The organism is Marinobacter piscis (assembly GCF_007671655.1).
Lineage (GTDB): Bacteria > Pseudomonadota > Gammaproteobacteria > Pseudomonadales > Oleiphilaceae > Marinobacter > Marinobacter piscensis.
In genome coordinates this window covers 340,228-355,606 of sequence record NZ_VCGX01000002.1, presented here as the reverse complement: position 1 = coordinate 355,606, position 15,379 = coordinate 340,228, and the positions used below count along the sequence as shown (strand labels likewise).

12 protein-coding genes are annotated in these 15,379 nt (G+C 53.5%); 4 read left to right on the top strand and 8 right to left on the bottom strand.

The genetic code is table 11. From position 1 onward, the window contains the following. Positions 1 to 12: 12 nt before the first annotated feature. From FFI95_RS07360 to FFI95_RS07345, 4 genes are all read right to left on the bottom strand, one after another. Positions 13 to 1,203: an NAD(P)/FAD-dependent oxidoreductase gene (locus tag FFI95_RS07360; RefSeq protein ID WP_144821781.1), complete on the bottom strand. Its 1,191-nt coding sequence runs from the start codon at positions 1,201 to 1,203 to the stop codon at positions 13 to 15. Between the two features lie 57 nt (positions 1,204 to 1,260). Then, on the bottom strand, positions 1,261 to 1,722 hold the full coding sequence (locus tag FFI95_RS07355) for an iron-sulfur cluster assembly scaffold protein (protein WP_144821780.1): 462 nt from the start codon (positions 1,720 to 1,722) through the stop codon (positions 1,261 to 1,263). A gap of 86 nt (positions 1,723 to 1,808) precedes the next feature. Then, entirely contained in the window at positions 1,809 to 2,426 is a 618-nt protein-coding gene (locus FFI95_RS07350; RefSeq protein WP_144821779.1) for an ATP-dependent zinc protease family protein, read from the bottom strand. After that, positions 2,423 to 2,998 (bottom strand): acyl carrier protein phosphodiesterase, encoded by a 576-nt coding sequence (locus FFI95_RS07345; protein WP_144821778.1) that lies wholly within the window; start codon positions 2,996 to 2,998, stop codon positions 2,423 to 2,425. Before FFI95_RS07345 ends, FFI95_RS07350 begins: the two co-directional genes overlap by 4 nt. Before the next feature lie 237 nt (positions 2,999 to 3,235). Between FFI95_RS07345 and FFI95_RS07340 the strand changes: the two genes are divergently transcribed. After that, a complete protein-coding gene (locus tag FFI95_RS07340; protein WP_144822423.1) occupies positions 3,236 to 4,648 on the top strand; it encodes a TrkH family potassium uptake protein in 1,413 nt (470 codons plus the stop codon). A gap of 8 nt (positions 4,649 to 4,656) precedes the next feature. Here the strand turns inward: FFI95_RS07340 and FFI95_RS07335 are convergent, their stop codons facing one another. From FFI95_RS07335 to FFI95_RS07325, 3 genes are read right to left on the bottom strand one after another with little or no spacing between them, the layout of a single operon-like run. Next, entirely contained in the window at positions 4,657 to 5,544 is an 888-nt protein-coding gene (locus FFI95_RS07335; RefSeq protein ID WP_178974785.1) for a universal stress protein, read from the bottom strand. 22 nt (positions 5,545 to 5,566) lie between these two features. Beyond that, positions 5,567 to 6,229 carry an alpha/beta hydrolase gene (locus tag FFI95_RS07330; RefSeq protein ID WP_144821776.1) on the bottom strand — a complete coding sequence of 221 codons (663 nt, stop codon included), beginning with the start codon at positions 6,227 to 6,229 and terminating at the stop codon, positions 5,567 to 5,569. A 38-nt stretch (positions 6,230 to 6,267) separates the two neighbouring features. Beyond that, positions 6,268 to 7,464: a lysophospholipid acyltransferase family protein gene (locus tag FFI95_RS07325; protein WP_144821775.1), complete on the bottom strand. Its 1,197-nt coding sequence runs from the start codon at positions 7,462 to 7,464 to the stop codon at positions 6,268 to 6,270. A 189-nt stretch (positions 7,465 to 7,653) separates the two neighbouring features. Between FFI95_RS07325 and recQ the strand changes: the two genes are divergently transcribed. After that, a complete protein-coding gene (gene recQ, locus FFI95_RS07320; RefSeq protein ID WP_144821774.1) occupies positions 7,654 to 9,522 on the top strand; it encodes a DNA helicase RecQ in 1,869 nt (622 codons plus the stop codon). A gap of 23 nt (positions 9,523 to 9,545) precedes the next feature. Here the strand turns inward: recQ and FFI95_RS07315 are convergent, their stop codons facing one another. Continuing rightward, positions 9,546 to 11,435: a methyl-accepting chemotaxis protein gene (locus FFI95_RS07315; protein WP_144821773.1), complete on the bottom strand. Its 1,890-nt coding sequence runs from the start codon at positions 11,433 to 11,435 to the stop codon at positions 9,546 to 9,548. Between the two features lie 115 nt (positions 11,436 to 11,550). On the opposite strand from FFI95_RS07315, the gene FFI95_RS07310 reads away from it, so the two are divergent. Next, a complete protein-coding gene (locus tag FFI95_RS07310; protein WP_144821772.1) occupies positions 11,551 to 13,101 on the top strand; it encodes a bifunctional GNAT family N-acetyltransferase/carbon-nitrogen hydrolase family protein in 1,551 nt (516 codons plus the stop codon). Continuing rightward, positions 13,101 to 15,377, top strand: a complete 2,277-nt coding sequence (gene selD, locus FFI95_RS07305) for a selenide, water dikinase SelD (protein ID WP_144821771.1) — start codon at positions 13,101 to 13,103, stop codon at positions 15,375 to 15,377. The genes FFI95_RS07310 and selD overlap by 1 nt, the downstream gene beginning before the upstream one ends. The last annotated feature ends 2 nt before the right edge of the window (positions 15,378 to 15,379 follow it).

The following is a 15,379-nucleotide window of genomic DNA, read 5'->3' as shown; positions in this document are numbered from 1 at the left end:
TTGTTATTCTCCTTACACCAGACCACGGGCGACTGACCAGTAAACGCCACGGTTAAAACCCTTGCGCATCAACCCACCGATTTTGGTTGGCGGGGTTGGGATGACGTCTACGTCGTAGTCGTACCAGAGCGGCATGCCAACCTCCATGCCCATTTGTGCAATTGCCTGTACTCTGCCGTCGTACTCAGCCGGTGTTTCACCAAAACGCATCAGACCGGCGATGTTGTTACAGATAACGGGCGACTGGTTGTGGCAGCTTCCACCTGCCTTACTGATGGGCAGATCGACCGTGTCGCCCATCACGAAAACGTTCTCATAGCCATCAAGCTGCAGGGACTCCCGGTCGGTTGGCAGCCAGCCTTCGTTGTTTGGCGCTTCGGAAACACCGGAATTAAGTACCGCATCCACGGCACGAATGGGCGGGGTCTGCATCAGGATGTCAAAATCTTCCTCTTCGCCCTCCTCCGAAATTGCCACCTTGCGTTCAGGGTCAACACTGGCGAGGGTGAAGCCACGCTTGTACTTGATGTCTTTGGATTCAAAAATAGACGGCAGTACTTCACCTGTATCTTTCTGTAAAAAGAGGCAGTTACGGACAAGTTGTGAAATGGTGGGATAGGTGTAAACAATCTCTACCTGGTCTCTGACACCTCGCTGACGCAGGAAGTCATCCAGCATTAATGTGGTTTCCATGGGCGCGATACCACACTGGTGCGGAACGTTCGGTGTTGTTGGGAAAGTGACCCCGATAAATATCCGCCCTTTCTCGATGGTCGAGATCTTTTTATAAAGCTCCCGGGCAGGGTCATGCTGGTAAAAATGATCGCCGGCCTCTTTGAGGCCGCTGATGCGTTCAGGTGACGGGATGCAACCGGTTGAAACAACCAGGTAGTCATAGTTATAGGTTTTCCCTGAAGACATCCTCAGACGGCTTTCTTTAAACTCGAACCCTTCCACTTCATCAAGGACGAAGTCAATCTCCGGGCGTAGCAGTGATGCCTGGGGGCGGCGCAGTTCGTTTTTGTAAAATGCGCCGAAGGCAACGTACATAAAGGCAGGCTTGTAGTAATGCCAGGGGCTGTTGGATATCAGGGTAACCTTTGCCTTGCCCCGGCTTATCTCCGGGTACAGTTTTGCGACCAGGTTATTTGCAGTCATGGTACCGCCGATACCGCCGCCAACAACGATAATATTCTGAATCATCTTTTATCTCCTACCAGGATATGGGTATCCTTTACTTGTTGTTATTCGGGGTTTGCTTTATTCCTCCTCTGCAAAAAGTTCCTGTAGTGCACGAAAGGGCAGCAACGCGGAGTCATGCCGTGATGGCATAGGCGCCGCATGCTGGAAAATGGCTAACTCGGGCCAGATTAATTCGGCTTCCGGGGGAACATCATTTTTCAGAATCCGTTCCAGCTGGTCCTGAACCGGCTGAAGCTCCCGGGAATTCATTCCGGGCGCGCGTTCATAAACAATAGCCGTAGTCGCCTGCCCCAGCGAGCAGGCCCTGACCCTGAACCCCAGCGCCTGAACTCTACCTGCCTCAAAGGTCGCATCCAGGGTCAGACGACTGCCGCACAATTGCCGGCTGTGTACGGTGGTTGTCCGTACATTGTCACCTGATAGCCTGCGATCACGCCGCACTCTGGTAATGTACTGTTTCAGGCTGAGCACGAACTCTTCGGCGCTGAGAGCGCCTTGCACACTCTCTGGATTTGCCAATGTCTGACCTCACCCGTTTGTTAGTCACCTTACTAATACACTAGCAAACCGCGCAAAATTTAGACAACTATTCGTTATATCTTAAATCAGTCTGATTTCCCGTCTTTTTGAATTTGCGCCCCGTGCTGCTCGGCAAGCTCTTCCAGACTAATGTATTCACATTCTTTCTCGGCAATAAAACTGTTCGCGGAGTCGATCAGAATGTTGTCGTCTCTCATAAAGCGGCGCCCGAGCAGCACCGGGTAGGAAAAGTTGCCGCGATCGGTCAGTGAAAACTGGGTTTCATGGCTGGTTCCGGCAATGCAGAAGTCCATCATAACCACATATCGCCTCTGGGACGGGGCACCTTTACGCTTGATTAAAACGGTGCGCTCTACCGGACGCTCCAGCTCAATAATGACCTCCTCATGGTCGATGTCACCTTCGGCCGGATGGTCCTTGTGATCCGCCAGAGGGATCTGGAACTTCACCCATTTCTGGTCGTCTTTTTTGAATTCTTCTACGTTTACAGCGTGAAGCGATGATGTTTTGGCGCCCGTGTCCATGCGTGCTTTCAGTTGCAGCCCTGTATCATTCATCACCACCCACTCTACGAAACCAAGGGTTTCTGGAACGGAGGCTTTCGTTGTTGCCGGCGATTCTGCACGTGCACCAACAGGTAGAAGGAGCGTTGTCACCAGTAATGCGGCCGTCAGTCTTTTCATTCAATCTCTCCTGCAAAGTCCTGTAAATCAGGGAAAAATGATAAAAAATGTGCTTCAAGTTCTGAGTGTAACGGTCGGATTTCTTCAATAATTCCGGCGAATGCATTCGGAAACCGGATGCGTGCTGCCACCCTGTCCAGAGCGTAGCCGATGTTCTCAAGGTCGCGGTAAGAACCAAACCAGTCGTAGACCACCAGGTGCCGGGTTGTTTTGCACATGTCAGGTGTCATCAGATTTTCATTTGTCTGCAGTTCCATATAAACGGTGTTGATAAAGGCGTGCTGATCCGCATCAGTGAACTGACTCCAGTGGCGCAACAAAAAATGGTCATAGAGAATATCCAGGGCCACGCCTGCAAACCGGCGACGCTGAGGGGAGAAAAGGCGTTTACTGGCCAGCACATCCGGGTGTTTGTCGGTGTAACTGTCTACGGCCAGGTGATGACGTACCCCCAGCCGTACCGAAGGCGGAAGTGCTTTCAGGTCCAGCCCCCGGGTAAAGTCGCCCAGCAGGCTACCCACGCGAGCTTCAGGCGAGTCGGGAGCAAGAAAAAGGTGGGCGAGATGATTCAATGTCGGGCTTCCACTTGAGTTCAGAGTTGTTAAACAGTCAGGTTGCATTAATATGCGCTACTTTTCCACACAGAGCAGCGCTTGCTGACGGTCTTTTAATGGGCAGGAAACCTGTCGCAGGCCAGCTGTTTTCTTGCGGTAGGAGCGCCTCACAGGTATTCTGTCGCCCTCTCTCGGTTCAGCTGGCGCGAGCATCCATTGAGAAACCTTTATCCAGTCGTATTTATTGTCAGCATCATGTTTGTGCTTCTGAGCATATTCATGACGTTGCCCATGCTATTGATGTTCCGTTCAGAAGCGCCCAATGCGGCAACGTTTCTGGAGTCGGCGGCCATCGTATTCAGCATCGGCCTGCTCGGTATTGCCCTCACCTACCGCAAGCCCCGGGACCTGAAGCCAAGGTTCATGTTTGTGCTGACTGTGTCGTCCTGGTTTATTGTTTCCCTGCTTGCATCGCTTCCGTTTTATCTCAGTAATGACGGTATTTCGGCAGCGGACGCATTTTTTGAGGGTGTCTCCGGTATTACCACTACCGGCGCCACGGTGTTCAGTGGCCTGGACACCATGGACCGGGACCTGCTTCTCTGGCGCTCGATTCTGCAGTGGATAGGTGGCGTCGGAATAATCGGCATGTTTGTGGCTGTACTTCCGTTTCTTCGGGTCGGGGGCATGCGGCTGTTTGCGACTGAGTCGTCGGAGTGGACCGATAAAGCACTCCCCAGAATGAAAACACTGAGCCGCGGGCTGCTGTTTGTGTATGTGACTTTTTCCGCCACTGCGGTGCTGGTGTACTGGCTGTCGGGCATGTCACTGTTTAATGCCTTCAACCATGGGCTCACAAGCATCGCGACCGGTGGCTTTTCTACGTCAGACCTGAGTATGGGTCAGTTTGACGACCTCATACTGTTAGAAGCCTCGTTTTTCATGATGCTTGGCAGTCTGCCTTTCTTTCTCTTTGTGAGGGAACTGCACGGCCAGCGTGGTGTGCTTTTCAGGGATCAGCAGGTCCGGCTGTTCCTGACCATTTTGCTGATTATTCCAGCTCTGTTGACACTCTATCGCTGGGCCGTTTCGCCTGTACCCTTTGATCCGGTTCACAACTATATTGCCACGTTATTTAACGTTACCTCGGTGGTAACAACGACAGGGTATGCATCAGAAGACTATTCAGCCTGGGGCCCCTTAGCCTTTGTGGTGTTCTTCTTTCTGATGTTTATGGGCGGGTGTTCCGGTTCGACGTCCGGTGGTATGAAGGTCTTCCGCTTTCAATTGTCGCTTATGGTGCTGCGGGAGCAAATGATCCGCCTTCTCCATCCTCGCGCCGTCCTGACTCGTAACTATAATGGACGTGCCGTCGGCGATGACATTATTGCATCAGTGATCGCGTATACCTTTATATTTTTCCTGTGCCTGGCACTGATCACTGTTGCCCTGGCTGCCATGCAGCTGGATTTTATTACGTCTTTATCGGGAGCGCTGACCGCGCTTACGAACGTTGGGCCCGGGCTGGGGCCTATTATTGGCCCGGCCGGGAATTTTGCACCCCTGCCGGACCCTGCCAAGTGGGTCCTGGCTGTGGGTATGCTTATGGGCCGGCTGGAGATTCTGAGTGTGGTGATTGTGCTTTCACCAGCCTTCTGGCGTAGCTGATTACTGATTCAGCGCAGGACCACCATGGGTTTTTTCGCCGTTTGCAGCATCTTCGTTGTGGTGCTGCCGACCAGAAAGCGACGAATCCGGGAGTGCCCATAGGCTCCCATAATCAGTATATCGATATCATGCTCTTCCTGATAAGCATGCAGTGTCTGCTCCACATTGCCATCACGAATAGCGACATGAACATCCAGGCCCTGGGGGGCAAGCGCATCCTTTGCCTGCTGAAGCTGAGTCCTGTGTTTTTCCGTATCAGCGCCAACCAATAGCAGGTGAAAAGGCATACCCTTGAACACCGGGGTACCTGCCAGTAACTCGATACTCCTGAAAGCGGTCGGGCTGCCATCAAACGCAAGCATGGCACTGCGGGGGGCAGTAAACTCATCCGGCACAAGAAACACCGGCCGATGCACGCTGCGAATCACTGTTTCCAACTGACTGCCAACGCGCCTGCCTGCCGCGGCACTGCTTTCGCCCGACAGGCCCAGCACAAACATTCTGGCATCCGGCTCCAGCTCCACCAAAGAACTCGCCAGCTCACCATGGCGCTGGTGTTTGCTGGCATCCTCAATGCCTGACTCCCGGACACGCTTTTCTGCTTCATCCAGCATCACACGGCTGTGCTCTAATGCCAGCTTACTGCGCTTTGCATCCAGGTTAACCAGCTCTTCCTGAAGTTGTTCACGGCTGCCAAGCCCGATATTGCCTGACATGTCTGTTCTGACCGGGTATTTCTCCTTGTCCAGTACATGCAGAAGCAGCAAGGGGTCACCCATGCGGCGACTTGCCCAGACAGAATAATCGCATACTGCCAGTGCTGCGCTGGAGCCGTCGATACAGGCGACCACCTGGAGAGGGCTCTGGACTTTGTTTTCCCGTGTATTAGGCGTCATTGCATTAACTCCGTCGCCCTGATTAGCGGAGGGCATACTTACGAATAAACTTCCCGATATCCTGAACTTCTTCAAGACACACGCTGTGCTCCATCGGGAAAGTCATATAGGTTGGTTCGTACCCCATCTGTTTCAGGGTTTCTGCGCTGCGTTTCCCCAGTACTTCCGGGACCATCGGGTCTCTGGTGCCGTGATAGATGCTGATCGGAATCCCGGCGTTTGCTTCCGAGGGCTGCACAGTCTTCTCTGTGGCAAAGTAAGTAGACAGTGCCACAATGCCGGCAAGACGCTTCGGGTAAGTCAGGCCAATTTCGTAAGCAACCGCCCCACCCTGAGAGAAACCTGCAATGACAATGTTCTCGGGCGGAATACCGCGTTCGATTTCCCGGTCAATCAGTTTTCCCACGGCCTGAGCCGAGTTCATCAGCTGGTCAATATCCACGGACCGGTCTATATCCATCGCTTTAATGTCGTACCAGGCGGGCATGGTCATGCCGCCGTTAACGGTAACGGGCAGGTTAGGCGCATGGGGGAAGATAAAACGCACCGCAGCGTCGTCCGGCAAACCGAGTTCTGGCACCACCGGCTCAAAATCGTGACCGCTGGCGCCCAGGCCATGCAGCCAGATAACGGCCGCTGTTGGGTTGGGTCGGGTTTCCAGTTCAATATACTGAAGATCCTGCACGCAGTACCTCGTTTATCAGTAAAAAGGGATTATCCGGATTAATGCGGTGTGCTTTGTTTGTGGTTCGCATCCAGCGCAGTTTTTACCGGGTTGGCATACATATCTAATAAATAGGGCCGAATAGCCGGATCACAAGCTTCCAGCCTTTTTTCCATCTCCGTACGGGCGGCCAGTAATTCGGCGTCTGTGTAGCGCCCGGCTGTTTCTACAGAGTCGGGAACCAGGTCTGTAGTCTCGTCAGTTGCACCAGCCAGGGCTGCGCGTTTCTCATGAGCCACCAGGTTGGATGGATGCAGATGGTAGTTGGCATGCACCTCGTTGTCGATCCGCGCAGCCAACTCCTTGGCGTTATCCGGCGCGTCAGTAATCGGCGTACCAAAGTGAACATGTACATGGCCTTTGAACTCGGTGAGGCCCTTCATGATTTGCTCTGTATCTTCCGTTTCCGCTTTTTTGTAGCCACCCGAGCGGGCTTTTGTTTCCAGCTCCCGGGCCTTGTCAGTGTCGCAGGGATCGTATTCGTAGGAAATGGAAACAGGCACAATGCGCAGTTTATTCATGGCCTCGGCAAAGCTCAGGCCACCTTTTTTGCAGCTCATATAGAACATCTTGATGATTGCTGCATCTGTTAAATCCAGGCCATCTTTGGCGCGCCCCTCACGCTGGGCAATCCAGATGTTTTCATTATTGGCAATGCTGTGGTTAATAAACCCCGAGAGTGTAATGTACGCATCACGCATTTCACGGGGGCTGGTCATGTCACGGCGAACAATAAAACTTTTGTTCAGCCGCATCATTTCAGCAAATACCCGGTTGGCGAGCAGGTTATCACCAATCGCTATACGGGTCGTACGCAACCCATTGCGGAACAACAGGTAGTTGACCACCATAGGGTCGAACACAATGTCCCGATGGTTGGAAATAAAAAGATACGCTCCCTCATTGCTCAGGTTTTCTATACCGCTGGTTGTCACCCGGGAGGTCGTGTTTTCTATAAGATCGCCGATGTAGCCGGATAACCCGGCCTGCAAGTCATCGGCGCACGTAAAGTGGCCAAAACGCCGGCTTAACCAACGACGTGTAAAAAAACGTAAAAGTGCCGGGGCCCACCGGGAAAGCACAGGCGACTTGAAGCGCCCGACCATGTCCAGAAACTCGTTGTCGTTAAGCAACCGCTGTATAGCCGGGCCGGTTTCCTCATCCGAATAGGGACGAATGGCGTCAAAATCCTGCATGTCTGCCCTGTTCTTGTGTGTAACGTCTATAGTTTTGCCGTTAAACGGTAGTTTGAAAACCGCGGCATTGTATCGTTTTTCCCTTTGGTTTGCCTCCTGAAAAACCGCCGTCCGGGCCATTACTTTTGTGGGATCTGGTATGATCCGCACACTGATACGCCTCCAGATTCGCGAGCAACCGGTTATTCTATGTATCCCGATCAGCACTTTGAACAGCTTTCTGCCGAGAGGCCTGCCACCTCGGGCAAAACTCCTGAGCAGGTTTTGCATGAGGTGTTTGGCTATGACGCCTTTCGGCCATTGCAGGGCGATGTTATTCATGAGGTAACGTCCGGTGGAGACGCCCTGGTCCTGATGCCCACGGGAGGTGGTAAGTCTCTCTGTTATCAGGTTCCGGCTCTGGTTCGCACTGGTACAGCCATCGTTATCTCACCTCTCATTGCTTTGATGCAGGACCAGGTTGCAGCACTTCGTGAACTGGGGGTTAAAGCGGCGTTTTTGAACTCAACGATGGATTTTGAGCAGGCCCGCCAGACAGAGTACGCACTGAGCACCGGCGAACTTGATCTGCTGTACTGCGCTCCGGAGCGGCTGATACAACCTCGTACTCTTGAGCTTTTGCACAATGCATCTATTGCTCTGTTTGCCATAGATGAGGCTCACTGTGTTTCCCAGTGGGGACATGACTTCCGTTCCGATTATCTGCAGTTGGCTGTTCTGGCAGACGAGTTCCCGGGCATCCCCCGGATCGCTCTCACCGCAACAGCGGATGAGCGCACCCGAAAAGAAATTGCAGAGCGGTTGTCTCTGACGGAGGCGCGGCACTTCATAAGCGGGTTTGACCGACCTAACATTCAATATCAGATATCGCCGAAAACGAATGCAAACAAGCAGCTACTGGAATTTATTAAAGCAAAACATGAAGGTGAATGCGGCATTGTTTACTGCCTCTCCCGCAACAAGGTAGATGCGACCGCGAAGATGCTCGCGCAAAAGGGCTACACGGCTCTGCCCTACCATGCCGGACTGCCGGCTGTTGACCGGGCACGCCATCAGGAGCGCTTTCTGCGTGAAGACGGCGTTATTATCGTAGCGACAATCGCTTTCGGGATGGGCATAGACAAACCCGATGTACGTTTTGTCGCGCACCTCGATTTGCCGAAAAGCCTGGAAGCCTATTACCAGGAAACAGGCCGAGCAGGCCGTGACGGCAAACCATCAACAGCCTGGATGGTTTACGGGCTTCAGGATGTCATCAAGCTCAGACAAATGCTTGAAGCCTCTCAGGGCAATGAGCACTTCAAGCGTATTGAACGACAAAAACTGGACGCTATGCTGGGTCTGTGTGAGGTCACAAAATGCCGGCGTCAGGTTTTGCTGGCCTATTTCGGCGATAAGCTTGAGACACCCTGTGGTAACTGCGATACGTGCCTCGCGCCTCCCGAAACCTGGGACGCCACGGTTGCCGTGCAAAAAGCATTGTCTTGCGTTTATCGCACCGGTCAGCGCTTTGGCGTCACCCACCTGATTGATGTTCTTCGGGGTTCAGAGAATAACCGGGTTGTAGAGCTAGGACATCAACAGGTATCCACCTACGGTATTGGTACCGAGTTGAATGCAAATGAGTGGAAATCCCTTTTTCGGCAGCTGGTTGCCAACGGTTACCTTCGGACCGATCCGGATGGTTATGGTGCACTGCAGCTGACAGAGCAGTGCAGACCCTTGCTGAAAGGCCAACAGACCATTGAATTGCGCAAAGACCCTGTTCCTCAAAAATCAGCCAGCCGGTCCCCGGGTGGAAAATCCGGAAGTTCCGTAAAAGACCTGATAACAGATCATGCCGGGTGGGAAGCACTGCGGGCGTGCCGCAAAGAGTTGGCAGACAAGCAGGGAGTGCCGCCCTACGTTATTTTTCACGACACCACCCTGTTTGACATGCTCGAACGCAAGCCGCAAACACTGGAGGAACTCGCAGGCGTAAGCGGCGTTGGCGCGGCGAAGCTGGAAAAATATGGCGAAATATTTCTCGCCACTTTGGCCCGGCTTGATCCAGCCTGAGTTAAAAGCCCGCCGGCAACAAGTCAGACCCGAAACCGGGAGACGTTCTCGTTGAGGGTATGGCCTATTTCCTCAATCTGCCCGCTGTAAACATCGTTCTCGCTTGTGGCTTCCGACGCTTCCTGGCCTTGATCCGCAATACGTGTAATTGAGGCGTTCAGCTCTTCAGTTACAGACGTCTGCTCTTCAGATGCGGTTGCGATCTGTGAGGTCATCTGACTGATGGAAGTGATGGCTTCAGCAATACGGTTCAGAGAATCCATAGCGTCCTGCGCCTTTTCCATACTGACGTTGGAAACCGCCGTTGAGGCTTTCATCACTTCCACTGCGTCATGGGCGCCCGTCTGCAGACGCTCGATCATATTGTTGATTTCTTCAGTGCTTGATTGCGTGCGCTGGGCCAGATTTCTCACCTCATCCGCCACAACCGCAAACCCGCGCCCCGCATCGCCTGCGCGCGCTGCTTCAATAGCGGCGTTAAGCGCTAACAGGTTGGTCTGTTCAGCAATGCCCTGAATCACCTCCAGAACGGAGGTAATCGAAGCAACATCTTTACCTAGTGTATCGATCACTTCGGCAGCTGCACTGACCTCATGGGACAGCTTCTGCACCGCATCACGGGAAGCCGAGACCGTGCTCAGAGACTCACGACTATCCTCATCGGCTGTATTGGCGGCATCTGCGGTTTGCTGAGCGTTTTGGGCAATCTCGTTGGCCGCAGCCGACATCTCATTAATCGCCGTCGCCACCATATCCACTTCTGCCTGCTGTTTCTCAACACTGGTGCGGCTTGTTTTTGAAGTGTTTCTGAGATCAGCTACATTCGTAGCGAGCTCCGTGCTTCCCTCCCGCACTTCGCTAACCACCTCATGGATTTTTTCGACAAACTTGTTGAAGTTCGCAGCCAGCTCACCAAACTCATCCTTCGCACTGTCATCAAGGCGTTGGGTGAGATCTGCCTCATTTGATGAGCCAATGTCCGCCATAGCAATATTCAGCCGGCGTACCGGGGCCATGAGAATACGAATCCCGAGATGCAGAACAACAAGGGAAACCAGGAGCCCAATGATTGCAATCACGATCCCCGTGATAACGGCTGTACGTACCGGCGCATTTATTTTGTCTTCATTCACAAAGGTTCCCAGGTACCAGTCTACGCCCCGTGCATCACTGATCCCATGAAAGCTGGCCGTCCAGGGCATCTCTCCGTCCTGAAAACTGTGCACTTCGCCATTAAGGTCGGGGGCTGCGCCAAGCAGATTGTTGATATTTTCACCAATCAGGCTTTCCCGTGGGTGGTATAGCACTTCTCCGTCACGGCTGATCAGTGCAGCGTAACCATTGCCCCCCAGGTCGATAACCGAAAGCATATCTTCAATGGTGTTCAGAGTGATATCTGCACCTGCGACCCCCTGGTTTTCTCCGCGCCTGACCGGTGCAAGCGCTGTAATCAGCAGTTCACCGGTGTTCGCATCGCGGTAGGGCTCAGTAAATGATGAGTGACCCAGCTCCATCGACCGTTTATACCAGGGCCGTGATCGCGGATCATAATCCGATTGCAGACTCTGCTCATCTTCTGCCGTTTCCATCAGCATATAGCCATCACTGCGCCCCACATAGACATCCTTGAACCTGCCACCGGTGGACGCTGCCTGTAAGAGTGTGCGCGCCTGACGGTCACTGGTTGATTGCTCCAGAGCTTTGGCGGTTGCTTCGGTCATGTTGAGCCGAGTATTAAGCCAGTCGGCAATACTGGCCGTATTCTGTGCAGCCGTATTTTTGATTAAAGAATCAACATAACGCTCAGTTGTGTTTTGCAGGCGAAGATTGCCCGCGATAGTAAACGCGGCCATCACCAGAATGAGCAGAACACTGAAGGCGATCAACAGTTTTTTCCCGAATGTAAGGTGCACGATGAACTCCCGGCATTGATTTACACCTGTTTACGGCCACCGCTACGAACTCTTTAATATCATCTGATAAACTGGGGTATCTATTCACCCCTACGCCATACTGGAGTCCTGCCTGATGGCCCATGAAGAACTGTATCTGAACCTCCGGAATCTCACCCTTGATGACTATGACCAGCTCCGGGTGCTCATGGACCAGGTGTATGATGACATTGGCGGCGCCTGGCCAAGGGATACAATTAAAGCCCTGGTGGAACAGTTTCCGGATGGCCAGATCTGCATTGAGGACAATGATCAACTGGTTGCGGTTGCCCTCACCGTATCGGTTAAGTATGAGCGGTTCAGCAACCCTCACACCTACGATGATTTGATTCTGCGCAATGAGCAGATCTGGCACAATCCGAAGGGTGATTCGCTGTATGGCCTGGATGTATTCATTCATCCGGAATACCGCGGCTACCGGCTGGGACGCCGTTTGTATGAAGCTCGTAAGGAGCTTTGCCGCTCGATCAATCTGCGCGCGATACTTGCCGGCGGGCGTATACCCGGTTACCACAAGTATTCGGATCAGTACTCACCGGCGGAGTACATTGACCGGGTCGACCGCAAGGATATCTACGACCCGATTCTGAGCTTCCAGCTTTCCAATGATTTCCAGGTAACCCGGCTGATGCACAAATACCTGCCGGAGGATGAGAAATCACTGGGGTACGCAACCTTGCTGGAATGGCGCAACATCCTTTATACGCCCCCCTCCTCCGTACTCAATGAGAAGAAAACCCAGGTACGCATGGGCGCTGTACAATGGCAGATGCGCGAGTTTGCTTCGGTTGAGGAGGTGCTTGAGCAAGTTGAGTACTTTGTAGACGCCCTCTCCGATTACAAAAGTGACTTCGCCCTGTTCCCCGAGTTCTTCAACGCTCCGCTAATGGGCCTCACTGACCAACTGGACCAGACCCGTGCCATTCGCTTTCTCGCAGGCTTTACAGAGCAGTTCCGGGATCGAATGTCGGAGATGGCCGTAAGCTATAATATCAATATCATCACCGGCTCCATGCCCTTGCTGGAAAATGACCGGGTGTATAACGTGTCGTACCTCTGCCATCGTGACGGCCGGGTGGATGAACAGCGCAAAATCCATATTACCCCCCACGAACGTCGCGACTGGGTCGTAGAAGGCGGTGATCAGTTTGAAGTGTTTGATACAGACGCAGGGCGTGTTGCAATCCTGATCTGTTACGACATTGAATTCCCCGAACTGGGACGCATTGCGGCCAGCAAGGAAGTGGATATTATCTGTGTGCCTTTCTGGACAGACACAAAGAACGGCTACCTGAGAGTCCGCCACTGCGCCCAGGCGCGGGCCATCGAAAATGAATGTTATGTGGTGATCACCGGCAGTGTTGGCAACCTGCCGAAAGTGGAAAACCTGGACGTGCAGTACGCTCAGTCCTCAGTGTTTTCTCCTTCGGACTTCTCATTCCCTCACGACGCTGTGATGGCAGAAACAACACCCAACACCGAGATGATTATGTTTTCTGACATGGACCTGGAAAAACTCACCCTGGTGCGCAACGAGGGTTCGGTAACCAATATTAAAGATCGCAGAACAGACCTTTATAAACTCAGCACCTTAAAGGAAACACCTCATGGCGAGAAAATTAACTGATGCAAGCGCCTGACCAGCCTGTTTTAAGGGATATCGTCTTGATTGGCGGGGGGCACAGTCATGTCGGGGTACTTAAACGGTTTGCCATGAAACCTGTTCCCGGTGTGCGTCTGACCCTGATCTGCCGTGACACTCACACCCCCTACTCCGGAATGCTGCCAGGTTATGTGGCAGGACACTACAGCTACGACGAAGTTCACATAGACCTGAGCCGCCTGGCAGAATTTGCCGGCGCCAGGTTCTATCGCACGGAAGCAATCGGTCTTGACCGGCACAACAAGCGGGTAATCTGTAAAGGCCGACCGGATGTCCCATACGATACCCTGTCCATCAATATCGGATCCTCACCCAGGGTGAATGAGGTAGAAGGCGCCTCCCGTTACTCAGTCCCGGTAAAACCCATAACCGGATTTAACAACCGCTGGCTGGCCTTGTTGTCGCGCATTGAGAATCACGACGGCCCATTAACCGTCGCGGTTGTGGGCGCAGGCGCCGGAGGTGTTGAGCTGACACTGGCAATGCAATACCGTCTGAAAAACGAACTGGCACAGCGCGGCCGGGATCCCGGGCAACTGCACTTCCATTTACTGGATGCGGCCAGTGAGATCCTGCCCACCCACAATCGCAAAGTTCAGGATGTGTTTCGCAGGACCCTTACTGAACGAGGCGTTAAATTGCACCTGGGGTCGCCCGTGCAAAAAGTCAGTGAGGGGGTGCTCCAGACTGCAGGGGGCGAATCCCTGCAAGCCGATGAGGTTCTCTGGGTAACCAAAGCCGGCGGCCCGGCCTGGCTGAAAGACACAGGGCTGGCGCTGGACGAAGGGTTATTTTTACGAGTCCGAGACACTCTGCAGGCAGAAAATGACGATGACATTTATGCGGCAGGGGATATCGCCAACATGATCAATCACCCCAGAGAAAAAGCCGGGGTGTTTGCTGTACGTCAGGGGCCTCCCCTTGCGGATAATCTGAAACGATCAGCATTGGGCAAAGCACCCAGGGATTTCCACCCCCAGAAATCCTGGCTGGCCCTGATCACTACAGGCGATAAATTTGCAGTCGCCTCCCGAAGCGACAGGTTTTTCCAGGGGGCTCTGGTCTGGCGCTGGAAAGACTGGATCGACCGTCGATTCATGAAAAAATTTACGGATCTTCCTGCCATGGAAGAATCAGCAAACCTGCCCGACACGTCCGCCGCCCAGAACCCCGAGGAAGCGTCGCAAGCCATCTCAGCTGTTGCCATGCGCTGTGGAGGATGTGGTGCCAAAGTCGGCAGTACGGTTCTTTCCAGGGCCCTGGGTGAACTCCGGCCCATTGAGCGCGATGATATTCTTGTGGGGCTGCACGCGCCGGATGATGCCGCGGTTCTGCAGGTACCACCAGGCAAAGCCGTGGTGCATACCGTCGATTTTTTCCGGTCGTTTATTGATGACCCCTATACATTTGGCCGTGTTGCTGCCAACCACAGCCTGGGCGATGTTTTTGCCATGGGAGCGGAGGCGCAAAGCGCAACGGCGGTCGCGACTGTTCCTTATGGCATTGAGTCCAAGGTGGAAGACGTGGTCTACCAGATGATGTCCGGTGCCGTTGAAGTGCTTAATGAAGCCGGCTGTGCACTGGTGGGTGGACATACCGGCGAAGGCCGCGAACTGGCTTTGGGCTTCGCAGTAAACGGACTGATTGACCCGGATGAGGTAATGAGCAAAGGCGGCTTACGGGCCGGAGATGCTCTGATACTCACCAAACCCGTGGGCACCGGAACCTTGTTTGCAGCTCATGCCCGGTTAGCGGCAAAAGGCCGCTGGATAGACAGCGCCCTCGCATCAATGATCCAGTCCAATAAAAAAGCAGCAGACTGCCTGCGATACTTCGGCTCCAGAGCCTGCACAGATGTAACCGGTTTTGGACTGCTGGGCCATCTCGTTGAAATGACCCGGCCCTCCGGCGTAGACGCCGAGCTTGATCTGTCTGCTATCCCGATTCTTCCCGGCGCAGAAGAAACGGCAGCCGAAGGTATCCTGAGCTCTTTGCAACCGGCCAACGTGCGGCTGCGCCGCGGCATCCGGAACCAGGAAAAGTGGGTAAAGCATCCACGGTACCCGCTGATTTTTGACCCCCAGACAGCGGGTGGTTTGCTGGCAAGTGTGGCTGCAGACAAAGCCGAGGCCTGTGTCCGTGAACTCAAAGCACTGGGTTACCCCCACACGACGATTATCGGGCGGATAACACCACAGGATGAAACCGGGCCAATTGAGCCGATTACCTTGAGAGACTAGGT

What these genes read in the sequence shown, in the direction of transcription:
- FFI95_RS07360 (WP_144821781.1), bottom strand. Translation starts at nt 1,203, where the DNA reads ATGATTCAGAATATTATCGTTGTTGGCGGCGGTATCGGCGGTACCATG.
- FFI95_RS07350 (WP_144821779.1), bottom strand. Translation starts at nt 2,426, where the DNA reads ATGAAAAGACTGACGGCCGCATTACTGGTGACAACGCTCCTTCTACCT.
- FFI95_RS07340 (WP_144822423.1), top strand. Translation starts at nt 3,236, where the DNA reads ATGTTTGTGCTTCTGAGCATATTCATGACGTTGCCCATGCTATTGATG.
- FFI95_RS07335 (WP_178974785.1), bottom strand. Translation starts at nt 5,544, where the DNA reads ATGACGCCTAATACACGGGAAAACAAAGTCCAGAGCCCTCTCCAGGTG.
- FFI95_RS07325 (WP_144821775.1), bottom strand. Translation starts at nt 7,464, where the DNA reads ATGCAGGATTTTGACGCCATTCGTCCCTATTCGGATGAGGAAACCGGC.
- recQ (WP_144821774.1), top strand. Translation starts at nt 7,654, where the DNA reads ATGTATCCCGATCAGCACTTTGAACAGCTTTCTGCCGAGAGGCCTGCC.
- FFI95_RS07310 (WP_144821772.1), top strand. Translation starts at nt 11,551, where the DNA reads ATGGCCCATGAAGAACTGTATCTGAACCTCCGGAATCTCACCCTTGAT.
- selD (WP_144821771.1), top strand. Translation starts at nt 13,101, where the DNA reads ATGCAAGCGCCTGACCAGCCTGTTTTAAGGGATATCGTCTTGATTGGC.